Origin of the sequence: Porticoccus sp. (genome assembly GCF_041592135.1) — a bacterium.
GTDB lineage: Bacteria > Pseudomonadota > Gammaproteobacteria > Pseudomonadales > Porticoccaceae > Porticoccus.
On the sequence record NZ_JBFHQR010000049.1, the window covers coordinates 1 to 14,853 of the forward strand.

Annotated in this window: 14 protein-coding genes; 8 read left to right on the forward strand and 6 right to left on the reverse strand. The window is 59.7% G+C overall.

Annotated elements, in window-relative coordinates:
* Nucleotides 1-310: 310 nt before the first annotated feature.
* Nucleotides 311-613, reverse strand: a complete 303-nt coding sequence (locus ABY948_RS06335) for a hypothetical protein (protein ID WP_461481677.1) — start codon at nucleotides 611-613, stop codon at nucleotides 311-313.
* A 257-nt stretch (nucleotides 614-870) separates the two neighbouring features.
* Between ABY948_RS06335 and ABY948_RS06340 the strand changes: the two genes are divergently transcribed.
* The 4 genes from ABY948_RS06340 to ABY948_RS06355 all read left to right on the forward strand — a co-directional run bounded on the left by ABY948_RS06340 (nucleotide 871) and on the right by ABY948_RS06355 (nucleotide 3,193).
* Complete coding sequence (locus ABY948_RS06340; protein WP_461481678.1) at nucleotides 871-1,620, forward strand: TIGR01458 family HAD-type hydrolase; 750 nt, start codon at nucleotides 871-873, stop codon at nucleotides 1,618-1,620.
* Nucleotides 1,621-1,918: 298 nt separating this feature from the next.
* A complete protein-coding gene (locus ABY948_RS06345; RefSeq protein WP_461481679.1) occupies nucleotides 1,919-2,281 on the forward strand; it encodes a hypothetical protein in 363 nt (120 codons plus the stop codon).
* 74 nt (nucleotides 2,282-2,355) lie between these two features.
* Nucleotides 2,356-2,826: a hypothetical protein gene (locus ABY948_RS06350; RefSeq protein WP_461481680.1), complete on the forward strand. Its 471-nt coding sequence runs from the start codon at nucleotides 2,356-2,358 to the stop codon at nucleotides 2,824-2,826.
* Nucleotides 2,827-2,866: 40 nt separating this feature from the next.
* Nucleotides 2,867-3,193, forward strand: coding sequence for a DUF1330 domain-containing protein (locus tag ABY948_RS06355; protein WP_461481681.1), 327 nt, complete (start codon nucleotides 2,867-2,869; stop codon nucleotides 3,191-3,193).
* A gap of 53 nt (nucleotides 3,194-3,246) precedes the next feature.
* Here ABY948_RS06355 and ABY948_RS06360 read toward each other — a convergent pair whose 3' ends face one another.
* The 3 genes from ABY948_RS06360 to ABY948_RS06370 form a co-directional block, all read right to left on the reverse strand.
* On the reverse strand, nucleotides 3,247-3,825 hold the full coding sequence (locus ABY948_RS06360) for a PhnA domain-containing protein (protein ID WP_461481682.1): 579 nt from the start codon (nucleotides 3,823-3,825) through the stop codon (nucleotides 3,247-3,249).
* 84 nt (nucleotides 3,826-3,909) lie between these two features.
* Nucleotides 3,910-4,404, reverse strand: coding sequence for a DUF2489 domain-containing protein (locus ABY948_RS06365; protein ID WP_461481683.1), 495 nt, complete (start codon nucleotides 4,402-4,404; stop codon nucleotides 3,910-3,912).
* Nucleotides 4,401-5,747: a DNA recombination protein RmuC gene (locus tag ABY948_RS06370; protein ID WP_461481684.1), complete on the reverse strand. Its 1,347-nt coding sequence runs from the start codon at nucleotides 5,745-5,747 to the stop codon at nucleotides 4,401-4,403. Before ABY948_RS06370 ends, ABY948_RS06365 begins: the two co-directional genes overlap by 4 nt.
* A 131-nt stretch (nucleotides 5,748-5,878) precedes the next feature.
* Here ABY948_RS06370 and ABY948_RS06375 point away from each other — a divergent pair, with 131 nt between their 5' ends.
* The 3 genes from ABY948_RS06375 to ABY948_RS06385 all read left to right on the forward strand — a co-directional run bounded on the left by ABY948_RS06375 (nucleotide 5,879) and on the right by ABY948_RS06385 (nucleotide 13,150).
* Nucleotides 5,879-8,542 (forward strand): PD-(D/E)XK nuclease family protein, encoded by a 2,664-nt coding sequence (locus ABY948_RS06375; protein WP_461481685.1) that lies wholly within the window; start codon nucleotides 5,879-5,881, stop codon nucleotides 8,540-8,542.
* Nucleotides 8,539-11,970, forward strand: coding sequence for a UvrD-helicase domain-containing protein (locus ABY948_RS06380; RefSeq protein ID WP_461481686.1), 3,432 nt, complete (start codon nucleotides 8,539-8,541; stop codon nucleotides 11,968-11,970). The genes ABY948_RS06375 and ABY948_RS06380 overlap by 4 nt, the downstream gene beginning before the upstream one ends.
* Nucleotides 11,971-12,082: 112 nt before the next feature.
* Complete coding sequence (locus tag ABY948_RS06385; protein ID WP_461481687.1) at nucleotides 12,083-13,150, forward strand: 3-deoxy-7-phosphoheptulonate synthase; 1,068 nt, start codon at nucleotides 12,083-12,085, stop codon at nucleotides 13,148-13,150.
* 61 nt (nucleotides 13,151-13,211) lie between these two features.
* On the opposite strand, the gene ABY948_RS06390 is transcribed toward ABY948_RS06385, so the two are convergent.
* Complete coding sequence (locus ABY948_RS06390) at nucleotides 13,212-13,805, reverse strand: TetR/AcrR family transcriptional regulator (RefSeq protein WP_461481688.1); 594 nt, start codon at nucleotides 13,803-13,805, stop codon at nucleotides 13,212-13,214.
* 103 nt (nucleotides 13,806-13,908) lie between these two features.
* Complete coding sequence (nfuA, locus tag ABY948_RS06395; RefSeq protein WP_461481689.1) at nucleotides 13,909-14,490, reverse strand: Fe-S biogenesis protein NfuA; 582 nt, start codon at nucleotides 14,488-14,490, stop codon at nucleotides 13,909-13,911.
* 180 nt (nucleotides 14,491-14,670) lie between these two features.
* Here nfuA and ABY948_RS06400 point away from each other — a divergent pair.
* On the forward strand, nucleotides 14,671-14,853 hold a 183-nt coding region (locus tag ABY948_RS06400), incomplete at its 3' end, for a hypothetical protein (protein WP_461481690.1).

Consider the following 14,853-nt stretch of genomic DNA (forward strand, 5'->3'; position numbering starts at 1 on the left):
AATACCCGCGACGCGATTGCGTCACTGATCGATCAACGCAAACACGTCAAAAATGCCTGCCCTGTCCGCCGCCAGAGTGGCCGCCCCTGCCCGCAAAAAGAAGAAATCGAAAAACCAGCGATCAACGACTAACCCGCCATCCCGCTTGCCGCTTTGTCACAACCGGCAAAAACGGATCGGAAAGGAACTGGCAAATCGGGGCCCGCTGGGCGAGAGGCACAAAAAAACGCAGACCCGGTATCCCAACTTCCCTCGGACGCGCAATGGCCTGAGGGGATTGGGCGGGTCTGCGCTTGATTGATAAAGAAGCTTATTGGCCCTGATTGTTCAGCCAGATGGAGTGCTCAACACTGCCTTCCACCATGCCTTCGGGTATTTCCAGCTTCTTCGGTTCCGGTGCGGCCTCTTTCACCTCGTCAACGGCCTCGGTCACTGCCTCTGCGGTCTCCTCTACCGCTGCTTTGGCTTCTTCTACCACTGCAGGCGCTGCTTCCTGAACCGCAGCAGGTGCCGCCTCAGTTGCTTTTTCCTCGTTGCCAGCGGATTCAGAACCGCCACAAGCGGTCAGACCTGCGACCAAAACAGAGATACCCAACAATTTCATCAAATTCATTTCAAAACCCTCAATATAACCAACAATAAAAAATTACTATCATGCCGGGTCATGCGCCCAGGACTGGCAGTCTAAAAGGCTCTTCAGGAATAATCCAGAACAACACCTTGAAAACTGCTGTGCCGCACCGACCCATCACCATTCCAACGGGATAGCTGCGCTCAGCAAACGCAGTTGCACTCCGCCACCGGGAGCGCTTGTATCGCCGCCAGCTGTGTTATCTTTATCGCCATCGTGAATCTGGAGACAGCCTTTACATGTCACGGACCTTTCAAGCCCTGTTTCTCGATCTGGATGGCGTGCTGTTTGTCGGCGACCAAGCGCTCCCCGGCGCGGCGGACGCTGTCCAGAAAGCCCGGGATGAGGGCCTTCTGCTGCGCTTCCTGACCAATACCGCGACCCAGCCCCGCCACCAGCTAATCGAAAAGCTGGACGCCATGGGCATCGCGGTCCGTGACGAGGAGTTGTATACCGCCCCCATCGCGGCAAAACACTATATCGAACAACGGGGCCTGCGCCCCTACTGCCTGATCCACAGGGACATTCGCTGTGACATGGCGGAACTGGATGAAACCTCCCCCAATTGCGTCCTGCTGGGGGATGCCCGCGATGACCTCAACTACCGGAATCTCAACCGCGCCTTCCAGTTGTGCATCAACGGGGCACCCCTGATCGGCATCGGGATGAACCGCTTTTTCAAAAATGAACAGGGCCTGATGCTGGACGCGGGTCCGTTCATTCGCGCTATCGAATGGGCTGCGGGTACCGAGGCCGTGATCATGGGCAAACCGGGCAGGGAGTTCTTCGCGCAGGTGGTCGCCTCGACGCCCTACCAGGCCAACCAGTGCCTGATGGTGGGAGACGATGTAATCGGTGATGTGGAGGGGGCTGTCCACGCCGGCCTGATGGGCTGCCTGGTGCGCACTGGAAAATACCGGGAAGGGGATGAAGACAAGCTCCCGCCCGAGGGGGCAGTTATGGATTCAGTCTGCAGTTTATTCCCCTAGCCCGGTTGTCCTCGCAGGCCGCCGCCAACCGCCATTGTGCCTGACCCGACCCGGGGGTTTGCACTCAGGCCATTTCCGTGTTTTATTCCCCTCTCCCGCGGCTAACCCCGCCAAGAAACGCACCCGTTGCGGGTCATTGAGACATCTTTGCGGGGCCGCCGACACGAGGAAAACCCGGCGAATCAAGGGCGCTTATGGGCAGTAACTGACTGAATTGCGCCGATTTTTTACGCCATGATAACAACGCAGGCGGCTGTTCAACCGCCTGCCAGACAACAACCAAGGTGTTTTGCCCAGTATGCAACCCGTTCAACATATCAACGCCAGTCTCGCCGGACTGTTCGCCTTCAGTGTTTTTTTCGTCACCATGTTTAATGGCATGGGCTATTGGATCTATATCGCAGCGATCGTCGCCCTGACCCTCAATACCCTCATATCGGGATTCATGGCACTGGCCAGCATCCGCCAGGGACTGCTGACTGCCGCGGCCTACAGCGCCCCGGTGGCGGTCTTTTCCGCCCTCGCCGTGGGCGATCTGGTGCTCAAGGCCAAAGGCGCGCCTTTTGTGTTCTGGTTTTCTGCCGCGGTAGCCTCCTTCGCAGCCGGCGCCGCTGGCGTGCTGCTGGTCTACCTCTACCGGTTAATCAAGCCGAAACCCTGATATAAACCCCGCCGGAAATTTTGGCTGCCGTTGAGCCAGCCGGATCGCCCGCCCCACCGTTCAGGAGTACACAAGTGGACAACATCGTCATCAAGCAACCCCGACTCTATACCCCCCTGCAGATTGGCCTGGGCTCGTTTGTGGGCGGGCCGATCGCCATGGTGTACCTTCTGTGGCAAAATTTTAAAACCCTGGGCAACCAGAACGGCACCCAGTACACCTTGGCCGGGGGGATTTTGTTCAACGTCGGCTTGTTACTGTTACTGCCACAGCTGCCGAGCAACTTCCCGAGTATTGTCATCCCCTTTGTCTATTCCCTGACGGCACTTTCCATTGCCGCAACCTGGCAGATGCGCAGGGATGCCATTCAGCACTCCGTACACTACCGCTTCCAGCCAAATTGGCGGGTGCTGCTGTTGAGCATCAGCCTGTTGATTGTCTGGTTGGGCTGCGCCTATGGCCTCGGCATCTGGCTGGATGCCCTGGGTATCATTGACCTGGATGGATCGGCCATAACCGCCGGAAAAGACGAGCTATCCTTTTAACCTGAAACACATGCCCGCAAACCGATAATGGAGAATAAGCATGGCTGTATATCTGATTGGCGACGTGACAGTAACAGACCCGTCATGGGTCTCGGGCTACGCCACCAATGTTCACGACATCGTCCACAAGCACGGCGGCAAATACCTGTCTCGCAGTGCCAATATCACCACATTTGAGGGCGAACCCTGTAAAGCCGATATGATTGCACTGGTCGAATTTCCCTCCATGGCCGCCGCACAGGCCTTTCTCGACGACCCGGAGTACGGGGAATTTCGCCAGTCCCGGATGAAAGGCAGCATCAGCAATGTCCATGTAATTGATGATGCCGATGCCGCCGGCACCATCCCCTACCTGCCGAAGGGCTGAGTCCGGCCCGGCCATGAAAAAAGCGGGCCGCAGCCCGCTTTTTTCATATTCTGTTAACTGGATTTCTTCAAATAACAGGTCAACAGCACAATCCGCACCCCGTTGACGCGGCCCTCTATCTGCTCCGGATTGTCGGTCAGGGAAATATTGCGCACAGCCGTGCCCCGCTTGGCGGTAAAGCCGGCACCCTTCACATCCAGATCCTTGATCAGGGTCACCGTATCGCCGGCCTGCAGCACCGCGCCATTGCTGTCCAGTGTCGGCGCCACTGCTTCAGCGGTATCCTCGGCCGTTCCCGCCTTGGCCCAGCTCAACACCTCGTCATCGAGGTACAGCATGTCCAGCAAATCCTGGGGCCAGCCCTCGGCAACCAACTGCTTCAGCATACGCCAGGCCATCACCTGCACCGCCGGCACCTGACTCCACATGCTGTCATTCAGGCAGCGCCAGTGGTTGGGTACAACACGCTCGGGCTGTTCAATCTGCTCACGACAGGTGCCGCACAACAATACCGCGTGGTCCGCGTCGACCACCTCCACCGGGGGCACTGCATAGCTGGCCAGATCCGAGTCGGCACCACAGAGTTCGCAATGCCCATTGCTGCGTTCGTGCAGAATTTTCTCAACACTCATAAATAACCCCTTATGTTGTAAGGGCGTGCATGGTAGGGGCTAGCCCCTGAACAGGCAAGCCGGGCTATGGGGTTCCGACAGGAATCAGTGCTTGCCAACCGGGTAAAACAGCGGTTGCTCTCCCTCTTTTGCCGTTTTATGAAGCACCTTGCGGGCGGCAACCACCACGAACTCCCGGAACTTCTCCTCGATCTCTTCCCGCTCGCTGTCATAGCGCAGCTTGTCCCGGGTGCTGAGTTTTTTCCATTCCTCCAGAATCGGGATATGGGAAGTGGCTTCAGTCAGCTGGAAGAAGACCTGGTAATCCGTCAGCTCCTCCTCTTCCAAATTCAGTTGCGACACCAGCATACTGATGCGAATGGCGCCTTCGGTAAGCGTGACCTGTTCAGCTTCTATGGCCGTAGCGAGTACCCGTATGCTGTTGCGGTAGTGGGCCCGCCGGGCTTCCAGGTCTGCGGCCAGTTGCTCTGCCTGCGCCTGCCGTTCAGCTTTTTGGCGACGCAACTGCAACTGCAGGTAGGCGGCATAACCGCCCAGGCCCGCTATCACCAGCAGGCCAACAAGGATTAATAGGGTCATGATATTTCCTGGTCGTCAGAGGTAAGGCAGGGTTGTGACAGCTCATCCTGATCCGCGGAATCCTCCACCAGCCTGTCCGGCAACTGGCGGCTTGTCCGGGCCCCCAGCTTCTTGATGTCTTCAAACTTTTTCACCAGATTGCCGCGCCCGTCCACCAGCCGTTTGCGGGTCTGCCGCCAGGCCTCCTGGCTTTTGTCGATGTGCCGCCCCACCTCGTCCAGGGATTCCACCACCAGCACCAGCTGGTCGTAAAGCTTGCCCGCCTCGGAGGCAATTTTTTGGGCGTTGCGATTCTGGTCCTCGTAGCGCCAGATATTGTGAATGGTGCGCAGGGTGGCCAGCAGTGTGCTCGGGCTGACCAGGATAATGCCCTTGTCATAGGCATCCCGGAACAGGCTGTGATCCTGCTCGAGCGCCAACATGAACGCCGCCTCAACGGGCACGAAGATCAGCACAAAATCGAGACTGTTGACCCCTTCCAGCTGCTCATAGGCCTTGCGACTGAGGCCGGTGATGTGGGCGCGCAGGGAATTGATATGCTGCTTGAGAAAGCGCTGTTTCTCCTCCGGCTGTTCGGCCCGGCAATAGCGTTCGTAATCGGTGAGGGATACCTTGGCGTCGATCACAATATCCCGTTGATCCGGCAGGTGGATGATCACGTCGGGGTTGCGGCGGTTGCCCTCCTCGTTTTTCAGGGCCACCTGGGTTTCATACTCGCGGCCCTTGGTCAGACCGGACTGCTCGAGTATCCGTTCCAGCACCACTTCGCCCCAGTTGCCCTGGAACTTGCTGTCGCCTTTCAGGGCGTTGGCCAACAGCACCGCATCCTCGCCGACCCGCTGGGCCTGCTTTTGCAACTCCACAATCTGGCCCACCAGTTTATTGCGCTCGGCATTCTCCTTGTCGTAGGCGTCCTCCACCTTCTTGCGGAAGTCGTGGATTTCCCTGCGCAGGGGGTCGATGCTGGTATTGAGCGCCTGTTTGCTCTGCTCGGAAAATTTTTCCTGCTTGGCATCGAAGATGCGATTGGCTAGGTTCTCGAATTCCTGGGTCAGGGATTCCCGCGCCTGGCGCAGCAATTGCAGTTGCTCCTCATAGCGGGTGCGCTCGGCATCGAGGCGGGTTTCCAGGGAGGCCTTATCGCGGTTCAGGGCGGACAGTTCGTTGTCCCGCTGGGCCATTCCCGCGCGCAGGGTCCCCAGCTCTGCCGACATACTGGCCGCGCCCACCTCGGCGGCGACCTGGGTTTTGCCGAACGCCGCCCGCAGCAGCAGGTAGCTGAGCAGTGCCCCAACCGCCAGGCCTGCCAGCAGAAAAAACAGATTGTCGAGGCTGATAATCATCCGCTTTGCCCTGAACCCCAGTTGTCATGTTGATGTTGTGAAACCGCGACCCGATTGGTGCACCTGTCTTTGTCGCGGGCGGGCGATGTGCGATCATTTGCGCTCAGAGAAGGATAACAAAGATACCCCACATGATGCGCCCGCTTTTTGATATAGCCCCGCTAAGGGAAGACATTGCGCGCGGCGCCCTGATTCTCACCTCGAACAACCGGCTGGCCAGCAAAATTCGCCAGGCCTGGGGGATGGCGCAGCAGCAATCCGGCAGCGGCAGTTGGCCCCAACCCGGCGTGTACGCCCTGGAGAGCTGGCTGGACGAACAATGGCTGCGCTGCTGCGACCTGGGCTTTGCCGCTGCCACAGCCGGCACCCCTGTCACGGCCGAGCTGGAGCTGCTGCTGTGGGAACAGGTAATCGAAGAGGACAGTGACAAGCCCGCCACCCTGTTGCCGGGGGGCTTTGCCCGCCAGGCGCGCAACAGCTACGCCATGGTGCAACGCTGGCAGATCCCCGACCAGCACCTGCAGCGGGAAGCGCCGCTGCTGTGGCGCTGGATTGACCGCTTTCGCGCCAAGCTGGCGGATCATCAGCTGATCACGGCCGCCGACAGGGCGATCCTGGTACGCAATGCCTTTCTACAGGGAACCCTCAGTCCGGTTAAGCGTATCCACCTCTGTGGTTTTGACAGCCTGCCACCGCTTTACCTATGCCTGCTGCAAGCTGCCGCTAACGAGCTGGCCGAACAGCAACTGGACGGGAGGGGCCAGCACGTCCGGCAGATCGCCCTGTTTGACGAGCAGCAGGAACTGGAGCGCGCCGCTGACTGGGCGGTGGCGCGGTTGCAATCCAATCCGGAAGGCCGCATCGGCATTGTGATCCCGGAATTGCCGCGCTTGCGCGCCCGGGTGGAGCGACTGTTGCGCAGTCGCTTGCAACCCCGTTACAACCGTCCCGAACAACCCCAGAGCGCCCCGCCCTTCAATCTCTCGGCGGGCATTTCCCTGGCGGACACCCCGTTGGTGGCCTCGGCACTGCTGCTGCTGACATTGAACCGGCCACGGCTGCCGCTGGATGACTTTTGCCGCATGCTCAATAGCCCGTTTTGGGGGGAACAATCCGAAGTACTGAGGGCACAAGCGGAAATCCGCTTGCGGGAGCGGGCGCAACGGCAACCCCGTTGCAGTGAGTTTCGCTACCAGCTTGCCAGAGCGGAGCAGCCTGAGGATAACCCGCTCAGCAAGCGCCTGGAACATTTCGAGACACAGCGCCGGGAAATGCCCCGCAGCGCCCGCTACAGCCAGTGGCTGAAACTGTTCAGGGGGCAGCTTGACAGCCTTGGCTGGCCAGGAGAGCGCGGCCTGGACAGCATCGAATACCAGCAGTTACAGCACTGGCAGGAACTGCTGGAACACTATCTCCACCTGGACCAACTGGGCGTCGCCGTCGAACTGTCGGAAGCGCTGCGACAACTGCAACAGCTCGCCAGCAGTGCCGTCTTTCAACCGGAAACCGCCGACGCCCCGATCCAGGTACTGGGGCTGCTGGAAGGCGCCGGACTGCGCTTCGACCACCTGTGGATCACGGGTATGGATGATCGCCGCTGGCCACAGCCCATTGCGCCCAACCCGCTGCTGCCGGTGGCGCTGCAACGGGAATTTGGCACGCCGCGGAGTAATCCCGAATACGAACTGCAACTGGCCACCGCACAATTGACGGGGTATCTGGGGGCCGCCCCGGAAGTCATCCTCAGTTACAGCCAGTTCGACGGCGACCAGCCCCTGCAACCCAGCGAACTCATTGCCGGCACAGCGCCCATCAGCCTGTCCGAATTACCCGAATCGTCGACTGATACGACGGAATTCATCACCCTGGAACAGGTTGCCTGTGAATATGGACCGCCACTGGATCTACAACGGGAGTCCATCGGCGGCGGCACCGGAATTTTCAAGCATCAGGCCGGCTGCCCGTTCAATGCCTTCGCCATCCACCGGCTCGGAGCCAGACAACCACCGGAACCCAGTCTCGGCCTCGCCCCATGGGAGCGGGGCAATCTGCTCCACGATTGCCTGGAGCGCCTGTGGCGGCAGCTGCAAAACCAGCAGCAATTGCTGGCCCTGGGTGACGACCCATTACAACAACTGATTGAGCAGACCGTGGCGGATGCCCTGCGCAGCTGGCTGAAAGAGCGCCCCGACTTATTCGGACCCGCCTTTGTCGGCATCGAACAACAGCGACTCGCTGAGCTGCTGTCCCGGTGGCTGGCACTGGAAAAAACCCGCCCGCCGTTCCGGGTCGAAGCGCTGGAAAAGCCGCTGCAAACCGAATTTGCCGGCTTGCCCCTGCGCATGACCATCGACCGCATCGACGGGCTGGAAGGCGATAAACGGGTGATCATCGATTACAAAACCGGCTCCGCCAGTGCCAACCGCTGGCTCGGCGAGCGCCCGGAAGAACCACAGTTGCCGCTCTATCTGCTCTGCAGCGGGGAAGCGGTGGCCGCCCTCAGCTTTGCCCAGGTCAACGCCAGCGCACAGCAGTTTTTGGGCTATGCCGAGCACAACGGCATGCTGCCCGGTCTCAGGGCTCCCGGCGGCAAAGCCGGTGAACCGGGCAGTTGGGACGAGCTGCTCGAGCAGTGGCAGCGGGTGCTGAGCGGCCTGGCGGAAGAATTTAAAAGCGGCTACGCCCCGGTCCGCTTTCACAGCCAGAGCGCCCGACAGTATCAGGCCGAACTGGAACCCCTGAACCGCGCCGCGGAGTTAGTGGCGAACGACGAGTCCGACGAGGTCGACCCATGAGCATTGTCGACGCCCCACAGCGCGCTCTAGCCCTCGACCCCAACCGCTCTTTTGCGGTATCGGCCCCGGCCGGCTCCGGCAAGACCGAACTGCTGACCCAACGGGTGCTGCGACTGCTGGCCACCGTGGACAGGCCGGAAGAAATCCTCTGTATGACCTTTACCCGCAAGGCGGCGGGAGAAATGCGCCATCGCATCATCCAGGCGCTGCAGCGGGCCAGCAGGCATGAACCACCCGAGGGCGAACACCAGCGCACCACGTTTGAACTGGCCAGCGCGGCACTCGCGAGGGATAGTGCCCAGGGTTGGCAATTGTTGCAGGCACCGAACCGGCTGCGCATTCTCACCATCGACGGCTTCTGCCTCAACCTGGCCCGGCAACTGGCGCTGGAAAGCGGCTTTGGCGAGCAGATGGAACCCCTTGACAACCCGGAGCCCCACTACCGCCAGGTGATCGCCGACTTGCTACTGCCGGCCCTGGAACAGCAGTCGCCACTGGGCGCGGCCATCGCCACCCTGCTCGGCCATCTGGACAATGACCTGAACAAACTGGAAGCGCTGTTGCTGGAGCTGCTGCCCAAGCGGGAGCAGTGGCTGGGGCACCTGTTCCAGACCCGGAGCGGGCGGGACTACGATGCGCGGGAGTATCTGGAAAGCTTCCTGCGCACCACCGTTGCGGAAACCCTGGCGGCGGCGGCAGTGCTGCTGAAACCATACAGCAGTGAACTGGCACTGCTGGCCGACTACGCCGCCAGCCAGTTACCCGAAGACAAACAGCATCTGCCCATCGCCCACTGCCTGGGTATTCGCGGGCTACCCGATACAGATGCCGGGGGGATCGACCAGTGGCTGGGACTCTGCGAGCTGCTCATGACCAGGGAGTCGGAGTGGCGCGCACGGCTGGATAAAAACCTGGGATTCCCCACCGAGGTTGCGGGTGACAAGGCCCGGGCCAAGGCCCAAAAGGAGGCGATGACAGCCCTGTTGAGGCAGCTGCGGGAAATCCCGGGCTTGCACGACAGGCTGGAAGATATCCGCTTCCTGCCCAATAGCACTTATCCCGACAATCAATGGCAGGCACTGAACGCCCTGAGCCAGTTGTTGCCAACCCTTGCCGCGGCGCTGAGCCTGCACTTCCAGCAATACAAGGTCTGCGATTTCACCGAAATCACCCTGGCGGCCCTGCGCGCCCTCGGGGATGAGGAGGAACCCACTGAACTGGCACTGAAACTGGATTACCAGCTCCGCCACATTCTCACCGACGAGTTCCAGGATACCTCCAGTGCGCAATTTGCGATCCTGAAACGGCTGACGGCGGGCTGGCAACCCGGTGATGGCCACAGCCTGTTTATTGTCGGCGACGCCATGCAATCCCTGTACGGCTTCCGCAGTGCCAATGTGGGTTTGTTTCTGGAAGCCCGAACCCTGCCCATCGGCCAGATCCAGCTGGAGCCTCTGGATCTGCAGGTAAACTTCCGTTCCCAGGCCGGGTTGATCCGCTGGGTTAACGAACGCTTCCCCGCGGTGTTCCCCACCGCACAGAGCATTGGGCGGGGTGCGGTGCCCTACAGCCCGGCCACTGCTTTCCACGAGGCGCAACCGGACTGTGCCGTCACCCTGGATGCCTTCGTGGATTTTCCGGATCGCCGGGCGGAAGCGGCGCGGGTGGTGGCGCTGGTGACGGACGCCAAGACCCGCCAGCCCGATGGCTCCATTGCCATCCTGGTGCGCAACCGCACCCATCTGCCGGAGATTCTCAGGGCACTGCAACAGGCGGGACACCGCTGGCAGGCCACTGACATCGACCCACTGGGCAAGCGCATGCCGGTGATCGACCTGATGTCCCTGACCCGGGCACTGCTCTCCCCCGCCGACCGCATCGCCTGGCTGGCCGTCCTGCGCGCCCCCTGGTGCGGGCTGGATCTCGAGGATCTGCTGTGCCTGAGTATTTCATCTCCGGGCAATTCATCCCCGGACGAGAAGGAGGCGCCCGCTCGCCGCGGCTTGCCCCTGTTGCTGGAACAGCTCGCCCTCTCGAGTGAACTGCCGGAACTATCCCCGGCAGGGAAAAAAATCCTGCAGAGGGTTGCCCCACTGCTGGTGCGGGCCTGGCAGCAACGCCAGCGCAAGCCCCTGCGCTGCTGGGTCGAGGGCACCTGGCAGGCACTCGGCGGCACTGCGACACTCCGTTCGAATACAGAGCTCGAACAGTGCCGGCAATACCTGGCGCTGCTGGAGCAACACGAACAGGGCGGCACCATTGCGGATTGGAAAACCTTTGAAAAGGCGGTGCAGAAACTCTATGCCAAACCGGATCAGGCGGCGGATACCCGACTCCAAGTGATGACCATTCACAAGGCCAAGGGGTTGGAATTTGACACGGTGATTATTCCCGGGCTCAACCGCCAACCCCGCGGCGACGACACCCAGTTGCTGCTTTGGCAGGAGCGGATCAGCGAAAGCGGCGAAACCCAGTTGCTAATCGGCCCCCCCGCCCAGACCGGCAACGAGACCGACGCCCTCTATCGCCACCTGGCGCGGGAGCACAAACTGAAAAACCGCCTGGAAATCGCGCGGGTGCTCTATGTGGGCGTGACCCGGGCAATTCGCCAGTTGCATTTGCTGTGCACGGTCAAAGACGGCAAGCCGCCGGTGCGCAACAGTTTGCTGGATAGCCTGTGGCCCGCCCTGGAACAGGATTTTGCCCAGCGGGCGGAGAGCATCCGCTGGCACAAATACGTTGAAGAGGACAGTGGTGCCGACCAGAGCATCCCTCAACTGGCCAGTATCAAACGGCTCCCTCTGGACTGGCAGCCGGTTGCGGGCATGGCCAATTTGTCGCTGGCACGGGAACAGCAAAACGAGGGGCGGCCCAGTCAGCAGGGAAGCGTGCCTGCCAGCGCGGAGCAGGCTCCCGGGGCGCGCCAGACCGGCACGGTACTGCACCGGATTCTGCGGCAAATCGCCGTGGAGGGCATTGCCAACTGGTCGGAAGGAACCATCCTGCAACGGCTGCCGTTCTGGGATATCCAGTTGCGCCAGCTGGGGCTGAGCGACACCGCCGAACCCCTGCAACAGCTGCAACAGGGGGTGAGAAACTGCCTGGCCGATCAAACCGCCAACTGGATTCTCGACAACAGCCACCCGCACAGCGCCTGCGAACAGGCCATCGGCTATCGGGACGCCACCGGACAACCGCGAACGGCGGTCATCGATCGCACCTTTGTGGATCAGGGCGTGCGCTGGGTTATCGACTACAAGACCGCACAACCCGATGCAGGGGAACCCCTGCAGCAGTTTCTGCAGCGACAGCGGGAGCACTACCGGGAACAGCTCGACTGTTATGCCCAGTTATACCGGCAACTGGGCGACCACCCGGTCAAAATCGCCCTGTATTTCCCGCTGATTCACAGGATCGACATACTCTGATGGCACATTAATTTTCCCTATGGCGTCTATAACCTTGCCATCTGCCACGATTCGGCCAATTTCATGTAGAATGCCGAGCCCAACAGAAACAAAAGATTTATCTGGTACACAAATGACTAAAGCTGTTGAAAACATCAACATCCTTTCCCAGGACGTTTTGATTACACCCAGGGATCTCAAGCAGGAACTGCCGATCTCCGACGCCGCCCGCAAAACCATCACTGAGGGGCGCCTGACCATCCAAAACATCCTGGACCGCAAGGATCCCCGCCTGCTGGTGGTGATAGGCCCCTGCTCCATTCACGATGTGGACGCCGCCAAAGACTATGCGGCGCGGCTGAAAAAACTGGCGGATGAAGTCCGCGACACGCTGTTTATCGTGATGCGCGTCTATTTCGAGAAACCGCGCACCACCACCGGCTGGAAAGGCCTGATCAACGATCCCTACCTGAATGACTCCTTCAAGATTTCCGAGGGGCTGCACGTGGGTCGCAAGCTGCTGCTGGATATCGCGGAAATCGGCCTGCCCACCGCTACCGAGGCCCTGGACCCGATCTCGCCCCAGTACATGCAGGACCTGATCTCCTGGTCGGCCATTGGCGCCCGCACCACCGAATCCCAGACCCACCGGGAAATGGCTTCCGGCCTGTCCTCGGCGGTGGGCTTCAAGAATGGCACCGATGGTAGCCTCACCGTGGCCATCAATGCACTCATGTCCGTGGCCAGCCCGCACCGCTTCCTGGGTATCAACTCGGAGGGCTCTGTCGCCATCATTACCACGGCCGGCAACCCTTACGCCCACGTGGTGCTGCGCGGCGGTGATGGCAAGCCCAACTACGATTCCGTCAGTGTCAGCCTGGCCGAGCAGGAACTGAGCAAAGCCGGCATCGCCACCAATATCATGGTGGATTGCAGCCATGCCAACTCCAACAAAAACCATGAGTTGCAGCCGCTGGTGATGGAAAACGTCACCAACCAGATTCTGGAAGGCAACAACTCCATTATCGGCATCATGGTCGAAAGCAACATCAAACCGGGCAACCAGAAGATTCCGGCCGACCTCAAGGATCTGGAATACGGGGTCTCGATTACCGACGCCTGTATCGGCTGGGATACCACCGAGAAGGCCCTGCGGGACATGCACGATAAACTGTGCGACGTATTGCCCACTCGCCAGTAGTTATTTTTCACATTAAAAAACGGGCTTAACAGCCCGTTTTTTAATGGTTTTCATATCAAGACTATTCGCTGAATACCGATGACAATCCGGTATCGATGACCCGCTGCAGAGTCTGTTCATCGCTTCCAGACTTACACTGAGCCCGCAGACCGGAGGTTAGTGCAATCAGGAAATCCGCCAGCGATGCGGGGTCCTTGTCAGGACTGACCTGGCCGGCTTGCTGGGCTTCCAGCAGGCGCGCAAGCAGCAACTCTCGCAGCCAGCGAATGGAGTCAATCGCCTTGTCGGCCAGTGCCGGCTCGGTTTTGTTCAGCTCACTGATGGCGTTCAGGAACAGACAGCCATTGGCCAGCCTGCCCTTGTCTTCCGGCTCAATAAAGGCCTTTTGGAAAAAACTGCTGATCGCCTGCTTGGGGTCCGCTATCGATTCAAGGGTGGGATGATAGAGCTGCGCCCGGAACATCGCCATGTAGTGATCCAGCACCTCGGCAAAGAGCGCCTTCTTGCCACCAAAAGAGGAGTACAGACTGCCCCGATTCAAATCCATCACGTCCAGCAGCTTGCTGATGGACGTGACTTCATATCCATCCGACCAAAAGAGACCGAGTGCGCTATCAAGCACTTGTGCACGCTCAAATTCAGGTTGTCTACCCATCGCCACTTTCTCCCGACTCGCTATGACAGCTTGCCCATTTTTTTGTTATGAGTAAAGAAAGTGTATCGATTTGAGGAACAAAGCCCCAGCGCAACGTCCTCTGCTAGATATAGGACTGACTGCGATCTGAATGGTCGGTGACATCGCGCACCCCTTTCAGCTCGGGGATCTTGTCCAGCATGGTCTTTTCCACCCCTTCTTTCAGGGTAACGTCCACCATGCCACAACCCTGACAGCCACCGCCAAAACGCAACACGGCCACGCCATCGACGATTTCTTCCAGGGTGATCATGCCGCCGTGAGCCGCCAGCCCGGGGTTGATCTCGTTGTACAGCAGGTAGTTGATCTTGTCTTCCAGTGGACTGTCGTCACTCACCCGGGGCAGTCGCGAGTTGGGGGCGCGAATGGTCAGCTGGCCACCAAACTTGTCGTCGGCGTAATCCACCTTGGCGTCGTCCAGGAATGGCAGGCTGCGCTGTTCAAAATAGGCTTTGAAACGCGCCAGCTCCATCACTTCATCACTTTCCTGTATTTCATCGGGGCGACAGTAGGCGATGCAGGTTTCAGCCTTGGGGGTACCGGGGTCGGTGACAAACATACGAATGCCGATGCCTTCGCAGTCCTGCTTGTCTAGCAGGCCGGCAAGGTATTGCTGGGCGGATTCGGTAATGGTGATATTCAGCATGAAAACAACCTGGGTTATATACCTGACTAATTTAGTCATGTATTCTAACAGCCTTGCAGAAATGCCACAATCGCCAGAGCCGTTTTTATCCCCGCGAATTGACGTTCCGCCCCTGAGCAAGCCCGGCAAACTCTGCTAGAATGCGCCCCTTTCTTTACCCGCAGTCAAATGGATAACACCTTGAATAATCGGCAAACTCGTATCGACGCCCTCTATCAGGCCGCCCGCAAACGCATCCTTATCCTCGATGGTGCCATGGGCACGATGATCCAGTCACACCGCTTCGGCGAGGCGGATTATCGCGGCGAGCGCTTTGCTAATTGGGGCCAGGATGTGGTGGGCAACAATGACCTGCTGTCCCTC